Below are 16,712 nucleotides of genomic sequence, written 5' to 3'. Positions count from 1 at the left end.
GGCGGTATGGACTCGCAAGAACGCCTGGGCTTACGGATGCCGCGTCATCTGGACGACCCGGAGAAATTCCTGTGGTGGGACTTTGATCAGGCCCTGATCGTCGTCGCCATCATCGGTTTCTCCATCGTGGTCAACATGGTTATCGCCGGCGCCATCCTCGGAGTGATTGCCGGCATGGCCATCGGCCGCCTCAAGTCCGGTCGCGGACGTGGCTATCTGGTCCATACCGCCTACTGGTATCTGCCGGTGGACATGGGACTGAAGCGTACGCCGCCATCGTATGTGACGAGGTTCGTCGGATGAGACGGGAACGTCTGGCGGACGGAATCGAGCGACTCGCCAGCGAGGTGCGTTTCCTGCGCGCCGCCTTGCTTGGTTCCATCGCCGTCGCCTTGCTTATGCTGGTTCGATTGCTGACGGCGCCCACGGATATTCGGATGGAGGTGGCGGCTCCGCCGACGGTGGCGAAGGACTTCTGGGTTTCAACATCGGATTTCAGTCCGTCCTATCTGGAACAGATGGGCACATTCATCGCCTACATGATGCTCAATGCCACGCCGGCAAGCCTGAAGTTTCAGGCAGAGCAACTGAAACCGTATCTAATCCCGGAGGCTTACGGGGAGCTTCAGTCCGAACTGGAAGCGAAGCGGGAACGCTTCGATCGCTACCAGATGTCCACGATGTTTTATCCGAATCAAATCTACCTGTCGAAAAGCCGCTGCCGCATCCAGGTGGAGGGCGAGCTGAAGACCTTCATCGGCGGGAAGCTCGGATCATCGAAGACAAGAAAGCTGGATATCGGCTGCAAGAACATTAACGGGAGGTTTTATGTCACGAGTATTGCGCTTGTTGGCGGCAATGATTCTGACGGCAGCGCCGACTAGCGCGTTCGCCATCCAGATTCTGGATGCGGCCGATTCTGACTCCCTGGTCGCCCGCATCTCCGACCACGATCCGAACCGCATCCGCATCGCCGGAGGTTTTATCACGATGGCGGTAGGCCCGCGAAGCGGCCGCATCGCCATCGAGACGGACGACAAGCGGGGACAGATATTTGTCCGAGTGAACGAGAACGTGCCGGACAAACACAAGGCATTCACCCTGTTTCTCACCGACGCCGAGGGCCGGGACTATACCCTGTTGCTGAAGCCCGCGCGCATTTCCGGACAAAGCCTGGTCATTCGCCCCCGAAGGCAGCGGCCGCAGGTAAGCAATCCCGCAGGTGTCGAGAAGCGGGAGGCGAGGATCAAACGCCTGGTGCGCGCCATGGCCCTGGGCGATGTGCCTCGCCATTGTGAGATCTCCGAAACGGACAAGCGCGTACCGCTCTGGAAGGGAACGAATTTCCATCTGAACCGCGTCATGCGCTGCGGAGATTTCAACGTGGAGCGCTATCGGCTTGCCAATAGCGGCGACAAGGTGATCCGCATGGCCGAGCAGGAGCTGTATTCGAATGGCGTCGCCGCCGTCTCGGTGGAGCGCATGCATCTGAATGCGGAAGGAGCGGTCAGCATTCCTCCCGGCAATGCCACGATGGTCATCATCGTCCGGGAAGTGGGCCATGAGTGACACGCCGGAACGGAACCCCGGAACCATCAAGGGCTGGCTTCTCGGGTTGTTCAACCTGAACAACAAGCATCAGCTTCCCGGCGACCTGGCGGAGCAGGGCAGCCGGCGTGGGCAGCAATGGCTGCTGGCTGGCGGCATTGTGCTGGTGTTGCTGGTTCTGGCTGTGATCAGCGTCTCTTTGAGCGAACGTTCCGAAGAAAGTGCGGACATGCAGCCGGTCGATGCGCCGGGCGATGTCGAGGTGCATTCGATTACCGCGCCAGGTGCTGGCGTGTCGGACAAGGATATCTGGATCACCAAGTCCGAATCGGACATGCGGAACATGCAACAGGAGATCCGTGAACTGAGGCAGGAGATCGATCGCCTGCGCCAGGAGCGCGCGGATGCGGGCGTGGGGGAGAGCCATTTCAATGTGGAGGATGGTGGCTCATTGCTCAATCCGACGCTTCCCTCCCTGCCGCCGCAACCGATGAACGCGCCGGCATCCATACCGGCCATCGGCCCCAATACCGCGCCGACCGGAACGACCATTGCCCCGATTACGCCTCAGCCGATCAATTTGCCCAGCGGCCAGGCTCCAGCTACCACCGGCATGCCACCGGCGCAAAATCCCTCCCCTCCGCAAAGTGGCGGCATGCTGGTGGTACACATGAGTCCTCCCGTCGATGAGCCCGCGAAGGAGAACGATGACAGGAGCGCATGGCTGGCCATCAGCTTCACGCCCGCGCGTCTGCTGAATGGCCTGGACGCGGCCACCGGCGGTCAGGCGCAGCAGAACCCGCAGCCGGTGCTCCTGGAAGTGACGGACATGACGCAGATGCCAAACCGTTACCGGGAGAATTTCCGGGAGTGTTTCATCACGGCCGCGGGCTACGGCGACATATCGAGTGAGCGCGCCTATCTCCGGCTGGAGAAGCTCGCCTGCATCGACGATGACGGCCACGCCATCGAGGAGGCGATTGATGGCTATGTGACGGGCGAGGACGGCAAGGTCGGCATGCGCGGCCGGCTGGTGAGCAAGCAGGGGCAGGTGTTGGCCAAGGCATTGCTCGCCGGAATCGCCTCGGGGATTGGCGACGCCTTCACGCAGTCGCTTTCTACACAGTCGGTCTCACCGCTGGGCGTGACTTCGACGATCCAGCCGGGCGCCGCCGCACGCGCCGGCATCTATTCCGGCGTCGGCAAGGCGCTCAACAAGCTGGCGGATTTCTACATCCAGCAGGCGAACAAGCTCTATCCGGTGATCGAGGTGGACGCGGGACGCGCCGTGGATGTCATCATCAACCGGGGCGTGCGTTTGCCCCGGTGGCACAAGGAGAAACAACCATGACAATGAAACAGGCCATCATGATTGCAGCCCTTTCCGTTGCGGACGGGGGCGCGGCGTTCGCACAAGGCGGGAAGTGCCCGGAATGCAAGGATGTGCGCCAGGCGGTCATGGCCACGCTGCCCGGCACCACGGTGACGGCAGTCAACCGTTCGCCCATTGCCGGCGTCTATGAGGTCGTCATGGGCAGAAACATCGCCTACACCGACAAGCGCGGGAAACTGTTCCTGATGGGCCATATCTATGATCCCGCTACGCGCCGGGATCTGACCGCCAACCGGCTGGCGGATATCAACCGGGTGAGTTGGAAGGATCTGCCGCTTCGTGATGCCATCGCTTCGGGGCCAAAGGATGGCATGAGGCTCGCCGTCTTCACCGACCCGGAGTGCCCGTACTGCAAGCATCTGGAGAAAATCATGAAGGAGATGCCAAAGGTGCGGGTCTATACCTTTCTGTTTCCGCTTGAGTCCATTCATCCGGATGCCCGCGCCAAGGCGGAATCCATATGGTGTGCGAAAGATCGTCACAAGGCACTGCTGGACGTAATGCTGAACGGCAAGCAGCTGAAAAGAGGCGCTTGCGCAACCCCCATCGACCGCAACATCCAGTTGGCAGCGAAGCTTGGCATCAACGGCACGCCGGGACTGATTGCGCCCGATGGGCGCATCATGCAGGGCGCGCCGGACTCCGCGGCATCGCTTGCGGCGTGGCTGCGCGGCCCGGGCAAGGGGCAATGAAAATGTTCAGGCTGAACAAGCATTCCATTCGATCCATGTTGATGGTGTCGAGCGTGGCCGTGCTTCTCATGGGGTGTGCCACCCCGAAATTTTCCTGCACGGATGACATGACAGGGCCGGGGTGCCGGTCAGTGTCCCAGGTTTATGCCAACGCGCACCGGCAGCATGTGGGGTCACCGGACTCTCCCACGGGCATGCCGGCGATCATCCGCCCGGGAGATCCAATCCGGTCCGGGGAGCGTGTGCTGCGTGTATGGATGGCGCCATGGGTGGACGTGGACGGCGATTACCACGATCAGACCTACGTTTATCTGGTGCTGGATCATGGCCGATGGTATATCGACAGGGCGCGGGGGAGCATCCGGAAGCATTTCGTGCCGCGTGTGATTCCGCCCGCGAAGAACTCCGGGCAACAGGCCTCGCGGGCAGCCGCATCCGCCAAGCCGGAGGCGCATCAATGATGCGTGCATTGCGCCGGCTGATCGAACCCGACGCTCTGGACCCGGCGTCACACCAGGCGCCGCGCTTCTCCCACTGGTTGCCGTATCTGGCCGCCGATGCAGCGGATTGCGTCTATGAAAACGAGAACTCGCACGGGTTCGTGATGGAGTGCATGCCACAGGTTGGCGCGGACATGGAGATGGCGCGTATCCTGACGAGCCTTCTGACTCTCGGCTGGCCGCCCGACACGGGTATCCAGGTGCACATGTACGCATCTCCGAACATCCGTTCAATGTTGGCCGGTTGGGCTTCGATCCGGATAAGCGAGACATCGGACAGCCAACGTGCAAGCGGCATCTACCGGACATTGGCCCGACGCCGTGTGGAATACATCCTGAGCGGCGCGAGAGCATCCCTGTTCAACAGCGCGCCGTATCTTATTCGTGACTTCAGGGTGTTTGTCTCCGTGACATTGCCAGGGCGGATGAGTGAGGAGAATCGCGCGCGGCTTATCGAGCTGCGCCGGGGAGCAAAGGCCGTGCTTGCCGGCGCGCATCTGCCGGCATGGGATATGAGTCCGTCCGCGCTCATCACCTGGCTGGCCGAGATGCTGAATCAGGAGGACTACGACCGGGACATCGCCTATGACCCCGGCAGGCTGATTCGCAATCAGATCCTGAATTATGGCACGACACTGGATGTGAAGCCCGACCACATCCTGATCAATGGGCGCACTGAGGTGCGCATGATGTCGGTCAAGAATTACCCCGAGGAATTTCCACTGTGGGGAATGTCCGGCCTTGTCGGCGATTTCTACCAGGCCAATCTCCAGTATCCGTGTCCGTTCCTGTTCACGCTGGGCGTTCACCTTCCTGATCTGGAGTCGGCCAAGGCGGGCGCGCAGATGAAGGCGGCCCGAGCCACGCATGATGCCGAAACGCCGATGGCAAAGTTCCTGCCCGATTTCGCGCTCAAGAAACGGGACTGGGACATCGTGATGCATGCCCTGGCCGAGGGACACAGCATGGTGCAGCTCTACCACCAGTTGGTGCTGTTTGCGCCCAGGGGGCGGGGTGTTCAGGCTGAACAGGCTGCCCGTGCCGTGCTTCGCGGGAAGAGCTGGGAATCGTGCCTCGACCGCTTCATGCAGACGCAGGGCCTGCTCGCGGCGTTGCCGATGACGCTGTCAAAAGAGATGTGGTCGGACATCAAGCGCATGGAGCGATACTCGACCAAGACTACCGGCAACGCGATGCACATGGCACCGCTGCTCGCCGACTGGAAAGGCACCGGCACACCGACGCTGATGCTCTACTCCAGGCGCGGTCAGGTGATGCACTTCGATCTGTTCGATAACAAGGAGGGCAACTACAACGTGGCCGTCGCCGCGGCCAGCGGATCGGAGAAGTCGTTCCTGCTCAATGAAATCACACTTTCCTATCTCGGCATCGGCGGGCGCGTCTGGATCATCGATGTTGGGAGAAGCTACGAGAAGCTCTGCCGCCTGCTGGAAGGGGAATTCATCGAGTTCGCGCCGGATAGCAACATCTGCATCAACCCCTTCACGCATGTGCGCGATCTGGATGAGGAGATGGCGCTGCTCAAGCCATTGCTTGCCCGCATGGCCGCTGCATCCAGAGAAACGGACGACCTGGAAAACGCAATGCTGGAGGAGGCCATCCGCCGATCCTGGGAGTCCAGGGGCAACACCATGACCGTGACCGATGTGGCGGACTGGCTCGCCGCCCAGGATGACGACCGCGCCCGTGACCTCGCGCGCATGCTGCTGCCATACACGGCGCGCGGCATGTACGCCCGTTATTTCGAGGGGCGCAATACGCTGGATTTCGACAACCGCTTCGTCGTGCTGGAGCTGGAGGAACTGAAGGCTAAAAAGGACTTGCAGGCCGTGGTGCTGATGATTGTGATGTATCAGATCCAGCAGGCCATGTATCTGGGCGAACGCGGTCAGCGCAAAATCTGCATCATCGACGAGGCCTGGGATCTGATGAGCGGGGCGGGCGAGTTCATCGAGACCGGATACCGCCGCGTGCGCAAGTATGGCGGTGCATTCATCACCGCGACACAGTCCATCGGCGACTATTACAAGTACGACGCATCGCTCGCCGCCTTCGAGAATTCCGACTGGCTGCTCCTGCTCCGCCAGAAAAAGGAGAGCGTCGAGCAACTGACCGAATCCGGCAGGCTCAAGGTGGACGATTCCATGAAGCGGATGCTGATGAGCCTGAAAACCTCGCATGGAGAGTTCTCCGAGGTGTTCATCTACTCGGCAGCGGGCATGGGCATCGGGCGTCTTGTCGTGGATCCATATTCCACACTGCTTGTATTCGAGCAAGGCCGAGGACTTCGCTCGCATCAAGGAACTGACCCGTGAAGGCATGGATATCACATCAGCCATTGAACAGGTGCTCAGGGAGCGGGCATGACGCGGTGGACGATCGTGCTGACGGTGGCTTGCGTTCTGGCGCTGGGCATGTCCGGAGTGCTCTGGTGGCACCAACTGCAGCAACCCCGGATCGTCACGGTTGATCTTACAGGCCTCGCCGACGAAGCGAGAAGCCGTCTGCATGACACATCCAGAATCGGGACGTTTGCCCGGAAGTTGCAAGGGGAGCTTGTTCGCATCTCCCGCGATGAACACCTGGTGATCCTGCCCAGACAGGCCGTGGCAGCCGGCGCGCCGGACATCACGGAGCGGTTGCGTCGGAGGCTGTTGCCGTGATTGCCGCCATGTCATCGTTCATGGATCGTATTCGGCCATCCGACCGCATCATTCGGTGGCTGCTGCGCATGCTTTATGCCATGGGCGTTGTGGCGCTTGCCGTTGCGCTCTGTCGTCCATTTTTCACTATCGGCATCAACCTGGATCATTCTCTGCCCGGTCATGTGTTCCTGATTCACAAGAGAGAGATGCCCGAAAGGGGGCAGCTCGTAGCCTTTCGCTTCCAGGGATTTCCGCCGTACTTTCCGGCCGGAGCCACGTTCGTGAAAATCCTGGCCGGCATGCCGGGCGACGAAGTGCGCGCCGAGGATGCCGGTTGCATCGAGTACCGCGCACATACGCGAACTTTTGTCATGGTCATTGGATGTGCGAAGGCGAAAACCCGTGATGGCCATCCGCTGAATCTTGGACCGGTCGGAGAAATCCCCCAAGGCAGATACGCCGTTGCCGGCACGCATCCGGACAGTCTGGATTCCCGCTATGCGGCTGTGGGGTGGATCAGACGGAATCAAATCATCGGTCGCGCCTACAGAATATTCTGATGGCATTCAGGTTGAACGCACCAGCATGGCTGAAGCACGGCGTCAGCATTCGTGCCGCCTATGTGATTCTGGGCCTCACCATGGTGGTTCCGATGGCGATTCTCGCCTCTGTGCAGAATGATAGAGGCGATTTGGGTGTGATCGGTCCAACCTACCCCATACGCGAAAGGGACTTTCTGGAATACATCCAGAAGCGACTGTCCGCCATGCAGAAGTCTGGCGAGCTGCAGCGCTTGCAGGAACGGGAAGCGGCTATAGCAAAAAAGCGCATCGAACGACCCAAACCGGTTTCCGGCATCACGCGCACGGAGAAAACGCGTGTGTTTCATATCGATCCGACGCTCACGCTGGATCACGCCATCCGCGACGCCAAGGGGCGCATCCTCTACATGCCCGGTACGAAGGTGAATCCGTTCGACCATCTGGCGATGAGCAAGCATTTGCTGTTTATCGATGGCGATGACAAGGAGCAGGTGGCGTGGGCGCTAACGATGGCCAAACACTATGACGGCCAGGTCAAAACGATACTCGTGAAAGGATCGCCGACTGAGCTGATGAAGCAGTGGAAGCGGCGCGTGTATTTCGATCAGCAAGGCGTGCTTACACGGAAACTTCATATCCGGCATGTGCCGGCCATCGTCAGCCAGGATGGAAAGCGTCTCCGTGTAGCGGAGATGGCGCCATAAAGTCAGGCTGAAATATGAACTGGAAACTTACGTGAGCCGTGCGAGTTTACGAGCGTCGGCTCCAAGGGCTGGTTATGCTCTCGACAGTCAGCCATTAAACTTCGCCAATGCACTACGAAGTACTGTCTCGTAGTATTTGAGCCCAAGACTTGCAACATATATGGGAGATGTGTTCCCGATTGGTTGCCCAAGATGGCTGCTAGGTGGATCGAACCTCTGCTTATGCTTCTTGTTTTCTATAACTGGTAGCAGCGGCTTTCCTGGTTCATGGACCAGTTTCACTTGGTTGTGGGCTTTCCCCAATGGATTGGTCTCCACTTCAAAACTACCGTCCTGAAAGATTTTCATATTTCTTATATGCCCGAAGTATCCAGGCGCGATTGCAATTGCACCCTCCTGCCATTTGAGAGGGATTCTTCCATGCTGGCTTTGATGCCTTGCTTGAATTAGATACTGAAGAAGAGGGTCGTCCTTCCGTTCTTTTCTAAACTTACCGGCCCAGGGCTGGAAAGAGGAGAACTTTTCCTTTCCTTCATCAAAAAAGCTTGTCCAGAACTCTTCAAGAGAGTCCACAAACCGAATCCATCCTGCTTCAAACGCAACTCGATCCGAAGCAGAATCCATTTGCTGGATTCCAGCTTTCGCTTCCACAAGCTTCTCAAAGGCATAATTCCAGAGACCCCTATTAACGGGCACCAATGATCCTGGTTTGTCTTCGATCTTACCCTTTTGTTTCATCTCTCTGTTATCGCGGCATAGTGATCAAGCTGTGCTGCGCAAACGAAGCACAGCGTAGTTTGCGTCCGAACGTGCTCCTTGTTAGACAGCGCGTCATCACATACCTCTTCACTGCCCTGACGGCCATAGCAAACGCTTTCCCCCCCACCGAAACAGGCTGAACAGCCTTTGCAGCAAGCTCCGGCAGGCTGCCATACTCACTTCCATGGATTGGGGTGAAACCCAAATCAATTTCGGTGATTACAGAACAAAATCCGTCGGCGTTGAAATGGTCTTTCAGACCTTCCAACCCATGCGTCTGGAAGCGGCGCTTGTGCTCGTAAAACTGCGAACGGAAGATGTCCCGCCGGTGGCAGGTCTTCAACATATTCTCCAACACCTCCGCCAACTGCAGCGCGGTCAAACGCTGCCGCGCAAGTCTCTTCGATACCGGAGCAGTTGCTCATCTCAAAGGCTTCCTTCCTCTCTCAACCATACACACGGTTGCAATGTGTGGAAAGAATGTTGGTTATATAGAAGGCCTCAAAGGCCTTCTTTACCAATAAAGATGCCCTTGTCTACCTTCGAAAAGAATTTCTGGTAAAATTGTTCATCTACGATTTGCTCAACAGACATAGCTTCATTTCTATTATTTAGTTTCTTTTTTAAGAAATTAACCCGGACCTTAGTTACTTCTCCAAATGGAGTGATATAAGCAGTGGCTTCAATAATTGTTTCTTTCTCCTACCGGGCATCATTTCCGTGACCTCCAAGCGCTGCTGATAATGCACTGAGACCAGCCATAACCTTATCGGTCGTATCTATTTCTTTTTTGGCTGTTAGCAGCCCCAAATCCACATTTGCTTGTTGGATGATGTATCCATCATCCTGTAAAGTATTTAAAACAGCCTTCATTACCATCTTGTAATCATTCGTATCATACGTTCTCGTTTGGAATTCTCTAATTTGCAACTGAGTTTTTTCTGGAATAGGCTGTTGCGTGGCACATCCCATTAAGCTGGCAATTAGAAGCAACACACCTGCAACACCAAAATACTTTATCCCCTTCATGGCCCCCTCCTTTTTTGTAGTAATATAGTAATTAGAATTTACTACTGTGATAGCTAAATTCTTCTACGGCATTATCTTTGAATTTAATAATTACTGTCAGCGTTTTCTGGGTTTGTGAGATTGCGCCACTTGCCCTAGGGCCAATTAGGATTGATGCTAAACCTTCTTTTGAGGCCGAGTAGGACACCTCCGTGGCGATCTTGTCGTATATCCAGGTTTCAAGCCCGTTCTTATCCTTTGAAACAATGTTGGGTGAACCTAAAACTGAAGCTACCTCAGCTTGCGACATTCCTTTCGTAATCTCTTTTTGAACTAATCCAACTGTAGTCTCTCGCTCAGTGCTCGACTGAAGCGCTTTTGAATGTTCTGCCGCTGAAGGCATGCATGCAGACAAAATACTCGTGATAGCCAATAATGTTATTAGCGTTTTCACATCCCCCCCCACTAATAAGATTTCATTTCTCGCCAGCCCACATGGGTTGTTAATTCACAATTAGTGGTTATCCATATTCTTGGTATGGCAATTCCACCGCTGATCTATTGATGTTTTCGCCATGCCTCTGCTGTGCGAGCAAAAGTATGGTGCGAGCAAAAGTATGGTGCGAGCAGCGAAGGCGGTCAAGCATGATGCGTGCTTAGCACTTAGCATCGCTAACTGCTCATGCAAACCTTGGGTCGATTTTTGAAACCCGCAATTGGATCCAGCGGGTTTTCTGCGCGTGCGGGGATGGAGCAGTAACGTGCATCGCATGAAGAGGATGGCGTTTCTCCTGGTCGCTGGCATCGTGCTGTCGCATGCTCCCGGCATTGCCAATGCCGCCTGTTCCGGCAGGTTCATCGATCCGATTGCCGATATCAACTGGAAGAATCTGTTCCCAATCAGAATAGGCGGTTATGTGGTGGCCAAGGCACCGCCATCTCTGCCCGATACCCGACGCGATAGCGGCAAGAAACTGCTGTGCCATTGTCCGTTATCTGTTCCGCCGTATGTTCGAATCGGCATTCCCATCGCCTTTTGGGAGCCGCTTCGTCTGGGCGAGGTGGTGAGAAAGCCGCTGTGTTTTCCTTCCCTGGGAGGGTTGGATTTAGGGTCATCCATCGGGATGACATTGCCGCATGGCGCACGCAAGGCAGACAAAGATGGTGGCAAGGCATCGTTTTACCATGTGCATTGGTTGGCCAACCCCTTGTTGTTCATTCTGAACATCATCACGGATGTCGTCTGCCTGCAGAAGGAATCGTTCGACATTCTCTATGTCACCGAACTGGATCCGCTGTGGTCCGACGACGAGCTGGCTCTCATCCTCAATCCGGAAGCCTTGCTGTTCGGCAATCCGATTGCCCAGGCCGCGTGTGCGGCGGATTGCGCCGCCGCTACCGCCGATCTGCCGTTGAATCCGTTGTTCTGGTGTGCGGGATGCCAGGGTGGGCTGTATCCGTTCACTGGCACGGTGACGGATCATGTCGGTGGTGTCATGGCCTCGCTCCTGCTCGTGGAACGCTTCCAGGCCAAGATGCACCGGGAATTGCTCGCGGATTTCTCAAGTGCGCGCGTTGGACAATGCCAACCCTATCCATTTCCCATCGTCGTGAAGGACCAGTATCGCTATCAGCTGGTTTTGCCCATACGGCAAAGCACCGTGCCATCACTCCCATTCGGGCGGACTGAGACCATCGTTTCGCCGGGCAAGGAGTTCCCCGTCAAAGGTGAGGATTTCGTTTGGCAATCCTGGCGGAAAAGGGACTGTTGTGCGTTTTAGTCGGGCGGGAGTGGTCGTGGCGCTGCTGGCTGTGCATGCGGCGTGGGCCGCGGATGCGCCGCCGTTCCCGTCAGATATGGCAATGAAAAAGACGCAGCAGGCCGGGTCAGACCTGCCATCCGCGGACGATGTGCGTGACGCCGCGCGCCGCGCACGCGGGAAGTTGTTCCAATTCAATCCGGACCGCGTGGCTGTTCCGTCATTTCCATCCCTGACAAGGCAGCCCTCCGTGCATGCGGATTTCAATGAAGTGGTTCGCAACGCCCAAAAGGCGGGGCTTGGGCGAGACGCGCAGCGCGCATCCCCCGGCCTTCTGGTGTTCGTGTCGTTTTCCATGCCGGCGGAAAGCCTGAAGCGCCTTGTCCGCCAGGCTGAGCAGGCCCACGCAGCCATACTGCTGCGCGGATTGGTATCGGACTCAAGTGGCAGACCATCGTTTCGCGCCACCGCTGATGCCGTTCGCCGATCGGGGGTCGATGGTGTCTCCATCAATCCTGTCGCTTTTGAACGATTCCATGTATCAAATGTTCCGAGTTTTGTTCTGCTGCTGGAGGACGAGTGCCCGTCATGCGGTGACGGTTTCATCCCGAGGCACCTGAAGATTTCCGGCGATGTGAGCATGGACTACGCCCTGCGCGCCATGAAGACGCGCAGGCCGGAGGCCCAATCCCGCGCGGATGCATATCTGGACCGGCTCAAGACCGGGTTTTTCGCGCGGGGCAGGGAAAGCAGGCGATGAGCCATCTGAATGGTCGGGGGAAAATGCCCATCTCCGGATGGGCGATCATCGGCTTGGTCTGCGCGCTCATGGCATGGCTGATGGCCAGCGCCCATGCCGGACCTTTCCAGGACGCGCAGGCATTTGGGCATGCGCAGATGAACAGGGCAACATCATCCGCACGAGCGCAGCCGACAAACGCCAGTGTACCCGGCTTCAGCACGGCCAATCCATCGCAGACATCCCTCTACCGCAACCCCGCCGCGCTCTCCAATGCCGGAACCGGAAGCACGGCCGTGACGTCGGATAAAACCGGTGCGGGCGTATTTATCCAGCATTCGGCCGCAACACGCCCCCAGTTCAATATCACCGCAAAGGATCCCCTGATCCGGGGCGCGCAATCCATCCAGAAGAACGCGCAAGCTATCGCCGGGGTCAATCCGGGAGCAACCGGCGCCTGCCGCAACGTGACCACGACCACGCCGGATACCTACGGCACGTTCACCTGTACCAAAAGCCGCTCCGTAACCAGCAACACATGCGATCGGGTTCTCACCGTGACGGCCAGGAGCAGGCCGTTTTGCGCCATTGGCACTCCGCTCGCATCCACCACCATTTCCGGGATCACCGTGCCGTATCAATATGGGTGGTATTCAGGACATATAATGTTCCAGGCCATCTGTTCGGCTCCCGGTCAGGCGACGCGGATCAAGGTCAGCGGTTCCGATGGTCTTGGAAACTGCGACTGGTTCAAATGGTACCGCAATCTCGGCCATTTTTTCACTCGCGCGCAACCTTGGGCGACAGGCTGGAAAAACATCGGTTCCATCTATTATGTTGGATGGTCGGGGTACTTCTATTGCTTTGCCGCGCCCCCGATTCTGATGAAGAGCAACGGCTGCAATGGGAATCGGTGTTCCGTGAAATTCCGCGTAAACATGGGCACGACGCACACGGCATGCTCGGATGGCGGCCCGGGCGCCTCTTACCGTTACAGACGCGGCCGACAGTGGCGTACGGGATATTGCTGCGGATCAGTGATGTGGGGTTCCATGTGTCAACCTCGGTGCAGCCGATGGGGCTATGGTTGGCACAGGCAGGGACGGTGGTGGCGATACGGCCGATACTGCATCCAACCCGTTCAAGCTGTTCAGGTTCCCGACTATCGATATGCAACACTGAAATTTACGCGTAATCACGATGCGGTGACATTCCGCGATCAGTGGGTGAACCAGCCATGCCGATAATCGTTGTGGGACTGTTCCTTGTGCTTGCGTGCGTTTCGGAAGCGCAGGCTGCAATCAATCCTCGCACGGATCCCAATTGCGTGCGGAAAACGCATGTTTGCGTGGACAAGACCCCTCGATTCATTGCCGGGCAAAAGGTGCTGCGTCCATGCTGGCGCTGGCGCGACAGATACCAATGCCCTGGCGCGATGGTGGACACTTGCAAGCCGCTGATTGCCAAAGGGTGTCAGCAGGTATCCAGCGCGTGCATCAGCAGGCAACCGGATGGCTCATGCGCCACCTTTCAAAACACCTACCAGTGCATCATCAAGAAGGGAACGACAGTGACAAGACAAGTGTGCGGCAACGCCGCCATGTGCGTGGCCGGCACCTGTTTCAAGACCAACACGCCGCCGGCCAACGATTTCGCCTATGTCGTGTCGCGGTTTGCGGCGGCGGCCGCGGCTGGCGCCTCGGCCAGCGCCTCCGGCGGGATCAGTATCTTCAAGGGAGGCCCCGAACATTGCAACCGCACCATCCTCGGAGCGAAGAACTGCTGCACGGCATCACCTTCCGGCTGGGGTAAAAATATCATCAAGGGGTGCCCGGCAAGCGCGAAAAAGCTGGCCCAGGCCAGGCAGGCGGCTACGGGGCACTTCATCGGTTCTTTCTGCGCCGCCAAAGGACTTTTCGGTATTTGTCTGCGCATACAGGAAGTCTGGTGTGTTTTCCCGTCCAAACTGGCGCGCATCATACAGGAGCAGGGACGCCCTCAGCTGGGCATCGGCTGGGGCGCCGCTCAAGCCCCCAATTGTCGCGGATTCACACCGCAAGAATTTCAGCGCCTGGACTTTTCGAAGATGAACCTGTCCGAATTCTATTCGGACATCATGAACCGAATGACGCCGATGAATGGAACCAAGCTCGGCAATCGTATCCAGACGCGCATGCGTAATTACTACAACTCCGGCGCGCCGAACGGCGGCAGGATCGCTCCATGAACCGGACTGTGTGGCAGATGCAATGGATTGTACTGGTGTTCGCCATTCTCTTTCCGCCATGCGCGATTCACGCGAAGACCACAGATGCATCGTTTTTTTTCGATCATGAACGCGGCTGGTTTTGGTATGAGAGGCCGCCGAAGCAGGAGAAACGGCAGCGGGAAGAATCGTATGCGTTTCCACCAAAGACCATCGAGGAGGCCCGCAGGCAGTTGAAGTCGCTGAAGGAGAGGGCCGTCATGCATCCCACTGATAGGAACATGGTGGCCTACATTCGCCTGCAAAACTGGGTGAACGACAAGTCCGATGCCTTCGCCAATGCGTGGCAAAGGGTTCTCTGGACTCATCCCGGGCTGGACTATTCCATCGATCATCCGATCGACGGACGCGCGTTGTTGATCCGGCGCGAGGAGAAAGACGCACACTACAGGCAACGTCTGAACGAGATCGCCGGGCGTTACGGGATGATCTTCATGTTTCGCTCCACCTGCCCGTATTGCCATGCAGAGGCTCCCATGCTCCGCCACTTCGCCGCAAAGCACGGCTTCAGCGTGATTCCTGTCAGTCAGGACGGCATCGGTTTGCCGGACTATCCGCGGCCCGAGATGGATCACGGCATATCTTCGCAGTTTGGCGTACAGAGCGTTCCAGCGTTGTTCCTGGTGAATCCACGCCGCCGCGAGGTGTTTCCCGTCGCATTCGGGATGATCAGCGAGTCGGAGCTTGCGCGCCGGATCGTCTCCATCGTCAACGCCCGCGAAGATGGAGGTGGGAAATGAAGCGGATCCTTTGCGCCCTGTTGGCAGTGGCTTGCCTGGCCACGGAGGCAAGCGCCGGAATCAATCAGGACATGCGAAACTTCTACTCCAGTCTGGGCATGAGCGGCAACGTCACGCCTGCGGGCGTCTACCAGTCCCAGGCCGGTGGCTATTTCACCGGTGGCGGCATGTTCATCAAGGCGCCGGTGCGCAGCTACCAGTTGCTGTCCATCACGCCTCCCTCGATCAGCGAGGGATGCGGCGGCATCGATCTCTATCTTGGCGGCTTCTCCTTCATCAACAAAGCCCAGTTTACGCAGATGCTGCGCAACATCGGGAACAACGCCGTCGGCTACGCATTCAATCTGGCACTGCAAACCTTCGCACCCCAGATCTACAGCACCATGCAGGATTTGCAAAAGGTCATTCAGAAGATCAACCAGGCCTCCATCAATTCCTGTCATGCGGCGCAGACCGCTGTGAACGGACTGGTCGGCGTGCTCACAGAGAACAGCGCCAAGGGCTGCCAGGCGATCGCCATGGCCAGGGGTATCGTTTCCGACTACAAGGATGCGGAGCGTTATTGCCAGAGCGGCGGCGCCCGGCGGAACATCTACTACGGAATGCCATTGACGCCGCAGGAAAAGGAGCAACAGATGGCCCGCAAGAACCTGCTCTGGACGGGCATGAAGAAACAGACCTACACGGGCCTTTCCGCCTCGATGAAGGAGTTTCTGATGTCTCTGGTCGGCACGTACGTGATCGAGACTGCCGCGGGAGGCCAGCCGGATGTTCGTTATCTGGCTCCCACCGCGTTGAAGTTGGAGCAACTGGTCAACGGCACGGGCGGAGTCGCCGCGGCCGAGGTCTACAAGTGCGACACTGCTACGGATTGCCTGAAACCGGCGAAGGTGAAGATTCCTCTGGATGGTTATCGCAAGCAGGTGCAGGCGGCGCTGGATGAGATCCGCACCAAGCTGTCCTCCGAGCGATTCGGCGCACCGGCGCAGCTCACCGCCAACACGCGCAAGCTGATCGGCATCAGCAGACTGCCCGTGCTGAAGATGATGACTACGGCCGTGGCGCTTGGGCCCTCGGTCGCGCTTCAGGTGGAAAACGAGCTGGTGGAACCGGTGGCGTTCGACATGGTCGCCACATATCTCGACTGGGCTTACAAGGCTGCGGTGGACTCTGCCAGACAGGTTGCGGCTACGGCTCCAAAGGAGCTGTGGGGAGCGCTGATGGCGAGCGTGGATTCCAGGAACAGGGAGTTCCGGGAAATCACGAAGAACAGGAATTTCATGGCGGCTACGGAGATTCTGCAAAAGGCCAGGTTCCTGGATCAGGTGCTCATCAGCAATCTGACGCCGCATTTTCAGGAGGTCTTCCAGTATGCGCGCGCCCATTGATGCCGGC

At 57.8% G+C, this 16,712-nt stretch carries 20 protein-coding genes; 16 read left to right on the top strand and 4 right to left on the bottom strand.

Annotated features, from left to right (window positions below; translation table 11 throughout):
- Window positions 1–6 precede the first annotated feature (6 nt).
- From traL to traW, 10 genes are read left to right on the top strand one after another with little or no spacing between them, the layout of a single operon-like run.
- A complete protein-coding gene (gene traL / locus SPV1_RS10775; protein ID WP_196795127.1) occupies window positions 7–303 on the top strand; it encodes a type IV conjugative transfer system protein TraL in 297 nt (98 codons plus the stop codon).
- On the top strand, window positions 300–884 hold the full coding sequence (locus SPV1_RS10770; RefSeq protein WP_009851228.1) for a plasmid-like conjugative transfer protein TraE: 585 nt from the start codon (window positions 300–302) through the stop codon (window positions 882–884). Before traL ends, SPV1_RS10770 begins: the two co-directional genes overlap by 4 nt.
- A complete protein-coding gene (locus SPV1_RS10765) occupies window positions 829–1,569 on the top strand; it encodes a type-F conjugative transfer system secretin TraK (protein WP_081441995.1) in 741 nt (246 codons plus the stop codon). Before SPV1_RS10770 ends, SPV1_RS10765 begins: the two co-directional genes overlap by 56 nt.
- A complete protein-coding gene (locus SPV1_RS10760) occupies window positions 1,562–2,899 on the top strand; it encodes a TraB/VirB10 family protein (protein WP_009851226.1) in 1,338 nt (445 codons plus the stop codon). Before SPV1_RS10765 ends, SPV1_RS10760 begins: the two co-directional genes overlap by 8 nt.
- Window positions 2,896–3,633: a DsbC family protein gene (locus tag SPV1_RS10755; protein WP_009851225.1), complete on the top strand. Its 738-nt coding sequence runs from the start codon at window positions 2,896–2,898 to the stop codon at window positions 3,631–3,633. The genes SPV1_RS10760 and SPV1_RS10755 overlap by 4 nt, the downstream gene beginning before the upstream one ends.
- Window positions 3,630–4,094: a type IV conjugative transfer system lipoprotein TraV gene (traV, locus tag SPV1_RS14755; RefSeq protein ID WP_009851224.1), complete on the top strand. Its 465-nt coding sequence runs from the start codon at window positions 3,630–3,632 to the stop codon at window positions 4,092–4,094. The genes SPV1_RS10755 and traV overlap by 4 nt, the downstream gene beginning before the upstream one ends.
- A complete protein-coding gene (gene traC, locus SPV1_RS10745) occupies window positions 4,091–6,469 on the top strand; it encodes a type IV secretion system protein TraC (protein ID WP_009851223.1) in 2,379 nt (792 codons plus the stop codon). The genes traV and traC overlap by 4 nt, the downstream gene beginning before the upstream one ends.
- 48 nt (window positions 6,470–6,517) lie before the next feature.
- Window positions 6,518–6,817 (top strand): TrbI F-type domain-containing protein, encoded by a 300-nt coding sequence (locus tag SPV1_RS10740; protein WP_009851222.1) that lies wholly within the window; start codon window positions 6,518–6,520, stop codon window positions 6,815–6,817.
- Window positions 6,814–7,359 (top strand): S26 family signal peptidase, encoded by a 546-nt coding sequence (locus tag SPV1_RS10735; RefSeq protein ID WP_009851221.1) that lies wholly within the window; start codon window positions 6,814–6,816, stop codon window positions 7,357–7,359. Before SPV1_RS10740 ends, SPV1_RS10735 begins: the two co-directional genes overlap by 4 nt.
- A complete protein-coding gene (traW, locus tag SPV1_RS10730; protein ID WP_009851220.1) occupies window positions 7,359–8,045 on the top strand; it encodes a type-F conjugative transfer system protein TraW in 687 nt (228 codons plus the stop codon). The genes SPV1_RS10735 and traW overlap by 1 nt, the downstream gene beginning before the upstream one ends.
- A gap of 87 nt (window positions 8,046–8,132) precedes the next feature.
- Here traW and SPV1_RS10725 read toward each other — a convergent pair whose 3' ends face one another.
- From SPV1_RS10725 to SPV1_RS10710, 4 genes are all read right to left on the bottom strand, one after another.
- Window positions 8,133–8,783 (bottom strand): hypothetical protein, encoded by a 651-nt coding sequence (locus SPV1_RS10725; protein WP_009851219.1) that lies wholly within the window; start codon window positions 8,781–8,783, stop codon window positions 8,133–8,135.
- 7 nt (window positions 8,784–8,790) lie between these two features.
- Window positions 8,791–9,186 carry a hypothetical protein gene (locus SPV1_RS10720; RefSeq protein ID WP_009851218.1) on the bottom strand — a complete coding sequence of 132 codons (396 nt, stop codon included), beginning with the start codon at window positions 9,184–9,186 and terminating at the stop codon, window positions 8,791–8,793.
- Between the two features lie 320 nt (window positions 9,187–9,506).
- The gene (locus SPV1_RS10715) at window positions 9,507–9,833 is read right to left on the bottom strand and encodes a hypothetical protein (protein WP_009851216.1); all 327 of its coding nucleotides are present in this window, start codon (window positions 9,831–9,833) and stop codon (window positions 9,507–9,509) included.
- Between the two features lie 31 nt (window positions 9,834–9,864).
- A complete protein-coding gene (locus SPV1_RS10710; protein WP_196795126.1) occupies window positions 9,865–10,266 on the bottom strand; it encodes a hypothetical protein in 402 nt (133 codons plus the stop codon).
- Window positions 10,267–10,591: 325 nt separating this feature from the next.
- Between SPV1_RS10710 and SPV1_RS10705 the strand changes: the two genes are divergently transcribed.
- From SPV1_RS10705 to SPV1_RS10680, 6 genes are read left to right on the top strand one after another with little or no spacing between them, the layout of a single operon-like run.
- Complete coding sequence (locus SPV1_RS10705; RefSeq protein ID WP_009851214.1) at window positions 10,592–11,593, top strand: TraU family protein; 1,002 nt, start codon at window positions 10,592–10,594, stop codon at window positions 11,591–11,593.
- A 16-nt stretch (window positions 11,594–11,609) separates the two neighbouring features.
- Window positions 11,610–12,332, top strand: coding sequence for a type-F conjugative transfer system pilin assembly protein TrbC (gene trbC, locus SPV1_RS13985; RefSeq protein ID WP_050754735.1), 723 nt, complete (start codon window positions 11,610–11,612; stop codon window positions 12,330–12,332).
- Complete coding sequence (locus SPV1_RS10695; protein WP_040881839.1) at window positions 12,329–13,558, top strand: hypothetical protein; 1,230 nt, start codon at window positions 12,329–12,331, stop codon at window positions 13,556–13,558. Before trbC ends, SPV1_RS10695 begins: the two co-directional genes overlap by 4 nt.
- Complete coding sequence (gene traN, locus SPV1_RS10690; RefSeq protein WP_081441992.1) at window positions 13,549–14,538, top strand: conjugal transfer protein TraN; 990 nt, start codon at window positions 13,549–13,551, stop codon at window positions 14,536–14,538. The genes SPV1_RS10695 and traN overlap by 10 nt, the downstream gene beginning before the upstream one ends.
- Window positions 14,535–15,317, top strand: a complete 783-nt coding sequence (locus SPV1_RS10685) for a conjugal transfer protein TraF (RefSeq protein WP_009851211.1) — start codon at window positions 14,535–14,537, stop codon at window positions 15,315–15,317. Before traN ends, SPV1_RS10685 begins: the two co-directional genes overlap by 4 nt.
- Entirely contained in the window at window positions 15,314–16,705 is a 1,392-nt protein-coding gene (locus tag SPV1_RS10680; protein WP_009851210.1) for a conjugal transfer protein TraH, read from the top strand. The genes SPV1_RS10685 and SPV1_RS10680 overlap by 4 nt, the downstream gene beginning before the upstream one ends.
- Window positions 16,706–16,712: the final 7 nt, after the last annotated feature.

Source organism: Mariprofundus ferrooxydans PV-1 (assembly GCF_000153765.1).
Lineage (GTDB): Bacteria > Pseudomonadota > Zetaproteobacteria > Mariprofundales > Mariprofundaceae > Mariprofundus > Mariprofundus ferrooxydans.
This window is presented reverse-complemented; position numbering and strand designations above follow the sequence as displayed.

Excerpts from the sequence above, each read along its gene's own strand:
- traL (WP_196795127.1), top strand. The coding sequence starts at position 7 with ATGGACTCGCAAGAACGCCTGGGCTTACGGATGCCGCGTCATCTGGAC.
- SPV1_RS10770 (WP_009851228.1), top strand. The coding sequence starts at position 300 with ATGAGACGGGAACGTCTGGCGGACGGAATCGAGCGACTCGCCAGCGAG.
- SPV1_RS10765 (WP_081441995.1), top strand. The coding sequence starts at position 829 with ATGTCACGAGTATTGCGCTTGTTGGCGGCAATGATTCTGACGGCAGCG.
- SPV1_RS10760 (WP_009851226.1), top strand. The coding sequence starts at position 1,562 with ATGAGTGACACGCCGGAACGGAACCCCGGAACCATCAAGGGCTGGCTT.
- SPV1_RS10755 (WP_009851225.1), top strand. The coding sequence starts at position 2,896 with ATGACAATGAAACAGGCCATCATGATTGCAGCCCTTTCCGTTGCGGAC.
- traV (WP_009851224.1), top strand. The coding sequence starts at position 3,630 with ATGAAAATGTTCAGGCTGAACAAGCATTCCATTCGATCCATGTTGATG.
- traC (WP_009851223.1), top strand. The coding sequence starts at position 4,091 with ATGATGCGTGCATTGCGCCGGCTGATCGAACCCGACGCTCTGGACCCG.
- SPV1_RS10740 (WP_009851222.1), top strand. The coding sequence starts at position 6,518 with ATGACGCGGTGGACGATCGTGCTGACGGTGGCTTGCGTTCTGGCGCTG.
- traW (WP_009851220.1), top strand. The coding sequence starts at position 7,359 with ATGGCATTCAGGTTGAACGCACCAGCATGGCTGAAGCACGGCGTCAGC.
- SPV1_RS10725 (WP_009851219.1), bottom strand. The coding sequence starts at position 8,783 with ATGAAACAAAAGGGTAAGATCGAAGACAAACCAGGATCATTGGTGCCC.
- SPV1_RS10715 (WP_009851216.1), bottom strand. The coding sequence starts at position 9,833 with ATGAAGGGGATAAAGTATTTTGGTGTTGCAGGTGTGTTGCTTCTAATT.
- SPV1_RS10705 (WP_009851214.1), top strand. The coding sequence starts at position 10,592 with ATGGCGTTTCTCCTGGTCGCTGGCATCGTGCTGTCGCATGCTCCCGGC.
- SPV1_RS10695 (WP_040881839.1), top strand. The coding sequence starts at position 12,329 with ATGAGCCATCTGAATGGTCGGGGGAAAATGCCCATCTCCGGATGGGCG.
- traN (WP_081441992.1), top strand. The coding sequence starts at position 13,549 with ATGCCGATAATCGTTGTGGGACTGTTCCTTGTGCTTGCGTGCGTTTCG.
- SPV1_RS10685 (WP_009851211.1), top strand. The coding sequence starts at position 14,535 with ATGAACCGGACTGTGTGGCAGATGCAATGGATTGTACTGGTGTTCGCC.
- SPV1_RS10680 (WP_009851210.1), top strand. The coding sequence starts at position 15,314 with ATGAAGCGGATCCTTTGCGCCCTGTTGGCAGTGGCTTGCCTGGCCACG.